The sequence below is a fragment of the Bacteroides sp. AM07-18 genome, from assembly GCF_003602695.1.
GTDB classification, from domain to species: Bacteria; Bacteroidota; Bacteroidia; order Bacteroidales; family Bacteroidaceae; genus Bacteroides; species Bacteroides uniformis.
On the sequence record NZ_QTLM01000037.1, the window covers coordinates 1 to 4937 of the forward strand.

Annotated in this window: 3 protein-coding genes; 2 read left to right on the forward strand and 1 reads right to left on the reverse strand. The window is 47.3% G+C overall.

What is annotated here, in order from left to right; all coding sequences use genetic code 11:
- Positions 1 to 172 precede the first annotated feature (172 nt).
- Positions 173 to 2200, forward strand: coding sequence for a glycoside hydrolase family 97 protein (locus tag DW096_RS19075; RefSeq protein WP_081027257.1), 2028 nt, complete (start codon positions 173 to 175; stop codon positions 2198 to 2200).
- 27 nt (positions 2201 to 2227) lie between these two features.
- Here the strand turns inward: DW096_RS19075 and DW096_RS19080 are convergent, their stop codons facing one another.
- Entirely contained in the window at positions 2228 to 4288 is a 2061-nt protein-coding gene (locus tag DW096_RS19080; protein ID WP_120028862.1) for an RNA degradosome polyphosphate kinase, read from the reverse strand.
- A 91-nt stretch (positions 4289 to 4379) separates the two neighbouring features.
- Between DW096_RS19080 and DW096_RS19085 the strand changes: the two genes are divergently transcribed.
- Positions 4380 to 4874, forward strand: coding sequence for a metallophosphoesterase (locus tag DW096_RS19085; RefSeq protein WP_044467334.1), 495 nt, complete (start codon positions 4380 to 4382; stop codon positions 4872 to 4874).
- Positions 4875 to 4937 lie beyond the last annotated feature (63 nt).

Sequence of the window (4937 nt, forward strand, 5' to 3'; positions counted from 1 at the left end):
ATTTCAAAGAACTATTTATCCACTTTTACGGGACAGTAGTGGCCACGTTGCTTGAACCGGAGTCTGTCTGTGGTTTCGTAAACTTCTGTGTTATTCCGGCTGAGGAAGGAAAGGGACTGTTTGTCAGTAGACTTATAAAATAAGAATTGGATATATAAAATTAAATTCGGTAATGACTATGAAACTAAAAAAAACGCTACAGATTATACTTGCTTTATGTTTAGGCCTATGGATGATTTCATGCCAGCAGGAACATATCAAGTTGACCTCTCCAAATGGAAAACTTTCTTTAGAGTTTACACTTGATGAAGAAGGTGCTCCCCGATATTGTTTAAGACATGCGGGGAAGAATATTTTACTTCCTTCACGTCTGGGATTGGTTTTGAAGGATGCGCCAGATCTTTTGACTGGTTTCGTTCTAAAAGAGGTTAAGCATGATTCGCATAATGATGTGTGGCAACCAGTATGGGGGGAAGAGGCTGAAATTGTAAATCATTATAATGAATTGAGGGTATGCCTCAAGGAAGAAACATCGTTGGAGCGGGAACTGAATATTATTTTTCGTCTTTTTGATGATGGGATGGGATTCCGGTATGAGTTCCCGCGCCAGCAACAGCTACAAGAGTTTCTTATTGATGACGAAGTGACTGAATTCGTTTTTCCTGCAGATTATGATGCTTGGAGTATTCCAGTGAAAGGAGTTCGTTTTTACGAGGCCTTATTTGAGAAAAAAACTCTTAGTAAGATGGGATGGGTAAGCACTCCGGTGACGATTGAGACAACAGATAGCCTTTATTTGGCTATTCATGAAGCAAATCTTACAGATTATGCTGCCATGAACTTGAAGCCGGTTGAACAAGTTGAAGATAATAAAACGGTTACATTACGTGCGGCTCTTACACCTTGGAGTACAGGTGAGAAAGTACGTGTTACCGATACCCGTGTATCTCCTTGGCGTACAATGATAGTGGCTGAATCTGCCGGTGATTTGCTTCTTTCCCGTCTCATGTTAAATCTTAATGAACCTTGTCGTATAACCGATACTTCCTGGATACAACCTATGCGCTATATTGGAATTTGGTGGACTTATCACATGAAGCATAACACCTGGCATGCCGGTCCCCATCATGGGGCCACAACAGAGAATACAATGCGTCACATCGATTTTGCTGCTGCCAATAACCTGGGAGGTGTACTGGTGGAAGGGTGGAATGAAGACTGGGCTACTTGGAAGTTTAGTTTCACAAAACCTTATACCGATTTTGATATACAACGTATTACTGATTATGGGCGTAGCAAAGGAGTAGCTTTGATAGGACATCATGAAACTGGCGGTAATGTTTCCAATTATGAAAATCAGATGGAAGATGGTTTCAAGTTCTATGAGAAATATGGTGTGCATCAAGTAAAAACGGGTTATGTGGGCGATTTGCTTGATGGGAAAGAATATCATAGCAGTCAGTTTGGTGTACTTCATTATCGCAAGGTAATAGAGGCTGCTGCCCGTCACCGTATCTGTATTGATAATCATGAACCGGTGATTCCTACAGGTTTGCAGCGTACTTTTCCTAATCTGATGACACAAGAGGGAGTACGTGGACAAGAATGGGACGCTTGGGATGTAGATGGTGGAAATCCTCCCTCTCATACCGTAATATTGCCTTTCACTCGTGGGTTGGCAGGCCCGATGGACTTTACACCGGTGACGTTTCGGTTTGTTAACGATGTAATGCCACAGACACGTGTACATACCACACTGGCCAAACAATTGGCGCTGTTTGTGGTGCTCTATTCACCGTTACAAATGGCTTCGGATGAAATAGAGAATTACGAGGCTAATCCGGAACCTTTTAATTTTATAGTATCTTGTCCTACAGATTGGAGCAGAACAGTGGTGCCGGAAGCATGCATTGGCAGTTATGTTACTATTGCCCGTTGTGATAAAGGAGAGGGATGCTGGTATATAGGCAGTATCACGGGAGATGAGGAACGAACGGCTAATATCAGTCTGTCTTTTCTCGATACAGATAAAAGATATCTGGCTACTATTTATCGTGATGCTCCTGAGGCCGATTATGAGACATGTCCTGCTGCTATACTTATAGAAGAGCGCGAAGTGACTTATAGTGATACCCTCACCATTCGGCAAGCACGTAGTGGAGGAACTGCCGTACGTCTGTGTCCTATAAAAGACAGTTGAGCCGGAGGTATATTGGGGCAGAGTTGTTTATATTTTCTCTCTCAAGTATTCGTAAAAGCTATATTGCGACCGTACCTTCTCCTTTTGCGGTCGCGACGACTTCCAGCGGTTTCGCAACCGGTCGTCCACAGAGCAGGCTTTCCGTTTGTCCGACAGTTGTATGGATAGCATATCGATGAGCTCTTGCTTCAAGTCCGGGTCCAGAATGGGGGTGACGGCTTCGATACGGCGGTACAAGTTACGCCGCATCCAGTCCGGCGAGCCGAGGAAGAGCTTGGGTGCGCCGCCGTTGCCGAAGTACCACACACGGGCATGTTCCAGAAAGGTATCCACGATGCGTGTCACGCGGATGTTGTGGCTGTACTCCTGCCCGGGGATGAGGCAGCAGATGCCGCGGACAATGAGGTCTATCTCTACACCGGCTTGCGAGGCTTCGTAGAGGCGGTCTATCATGGCGGGGTCTTGCAGGGCATTCATTTTTAGGATAATCCGTCCTTGCTTGCCTTGCCGGGTCAGTTCTATTTCGTGATTGATGAGGCGGTTCAGTTCAGGAATCAGGTTGAAGCGGGCCACAAGCAGGCGGTGGAACACTGGATTTTCCTTTCCCTGCAGAGTACGGAACAAGTTGTGCAGGTCGTTTACAATCACCGGGTTGCAGGTGAATAGTCCGCTGTCCGCATAGAGGGTGGCGGTCTTTTCGTTGAAGTTGCCGGTGCTGATGTAGGCGTAGCTTGTCAGTTTGCGCCCTTCCTTGTCGCGGCGTAGCACGAGGGCTACTTTGGCATGTACCTTTAGTCCTGGTATGCTGAAAATGATGTTGATGCCGGCGGCTTTCATCATCTCGGCGGTGGCGAGGTTGTTTTCTTCGTCGAAGCGGGCTTTCAGTTCCACAAAGACGGTGACTTTCTTTCCGTTCTGTGCGGCGGCTATTAGGGTGTTGATGACGGTGGAGTTCTCTGCCACGCGATACTGGGTCACCATGATTTCACGCACGGTGGGTTCGTGGACGGCTTCATATAGAAAATGGATGAAGTGGTTGAAGGAGTGGTAGGGATAATGCAGCAGCAGGTCCTTCTTCTCCACATAGCGGAAGATGGATTCGCGTTCGTCCAGGCAGGTCAGCTTCATGGGCTGGGGTTTCTTGATGGGACGTACGCTTTGGTTGGGATTAGGCAGATGCCGCAAATCCTCCATGTTGAGGTGCTTGTCTCCCGGCACCAGCTCCCGGCGGTCTATGCGGTAGGCATCTACCAGAAAGTCGAGGAAGTCCTGGGGCATGGCGCGGTCGTATACAAAACGGCACACGGCGCCTATCTTGCGTTTCTTTACCTTCTTCTTCACCTGCTCGATGATTTCGGAGGTATTGGCGGCATCGTCTATCAGAATATCCGCATCGCGTGAAATCTTGATGCAATAACTGCTGTCCACTTCATAACCGGGGAAGATGGTATCCAGATTGGCCTTGATGATGTCTTCAATGAACATCAGATAATAGTCTTTCCCCACCTTGGGCAGCTGGATGAAGCGCGGCACTTTGCTGTACGGCAGTTTCATCACGAAATACTGGATGCGGTTTGGAGAACTGGCGGGAGCTCCTTTCAGATGAAGCCGTACGGCTAGATAGAGACGGTTGTCGCGCAGGAATGAAATCACCTTGTCCTTGCTTACGGGCACCGGGGCCAGATAGGGGAATATCTCTTCGCGGAAGAAGCTGCGCACAAAATCGCGGTGAAACGGTTCTACGTTGCGGCTTTGATAGAATATGATGTGATGTTTCCGCAGGGCGGGCAGTATCTTCTGTTCGTAGATGCGGATACGTTCCTCCAGTTGGCGATTGACTTCTTGGTTGATTTCATCTACCAGTTCGGCGGCAGACTGCATAGTCTCTTCATCGCTTTGCGAGGCTCCGGTGGCTATGGCCTTATGGTCGGCTACGCGTATCTTGTAGAATTCTTCCAGATTGGAAGAGTATATAGAAATAAAGTTGATGCGTTCGTATAGCGGCAATGTCTCGTCTTCCGCTTCCAGCAGTACGCGGTAGTTGAAGGAAAGCCAGCTGATGTCACGTTTGAAATATCTGTTGTCCATGGTGTTAAGGTGTTAATGTGGCATATTAGCACATTACCACATTGTATTCTTCCCAAATATAGTTACCTTTGTTTTAATAAACAAAGGAAAGATGACAAAAGTTGGTTTATTATCGGATACGCATGGCTACTGGGATGAAAAGTACCTGCAATATTTTGAAGACTGTGACGAGATATGGCACGCCGGCGATATCGGTTCGCTGGAAGTGGCACAGAAGCTGGCGGCTTTCCGTCCCTTCCGTGCCGTGTATGGCAATATTGACGGGCAGGAGATACGGCAGCTCTATCCGCAGATTCTCCGTTTTACGGTGGATGGGGCGGAGGTGCTGATGAAGCATATCGGCGGTTATCCCGGCAACTACGACCCTTCCATCAAGGGCAGCATTCTGGTGCGTCCCCCAAAGCTGTTCATCAGCGGGCACTCGCATATACTGAAGGTGAAGTATGACAAGACGTTGGATGTACTCCACATCAATCCGGGCGCTGCGGGCATTCAAGGTTTCCATAAGGTGCGTACGATGGTACGCTTTGCGGTTGATGGGGGAACGTTTAAAGATTTGGAGGTGATAGAACTTGCTGACCGATGATGTAGTTTGTTTATTTACAATGTGTCTTATCCTGATATAGGTAGACACATTTACAAACTAATA

Excerpts from the sequence above, each read along its gene's own strand:
- DW096_RS19075 (WP_081027257.1), top strand. The coding sequence starts at position 173 with ATGACTATGAAACTAAAAAAAACGCTACAGATTATACTTGCTTTATGT.
- DW096_RS19080 (WP_120028862.1), bottom strand. The coding sequence starts at position 4,288 with ATGGACAACAGATATTTCAAACGTGACATCAGCTGGCTTTCCTTCAAC.
- DW096_RS19085 (WP_044467334.1), top strand. The coding sequence starts at position 4,380 with ATGACAAAAGTTGGTTTATTATCGGATACGCATGGCTACTGGGATGAA.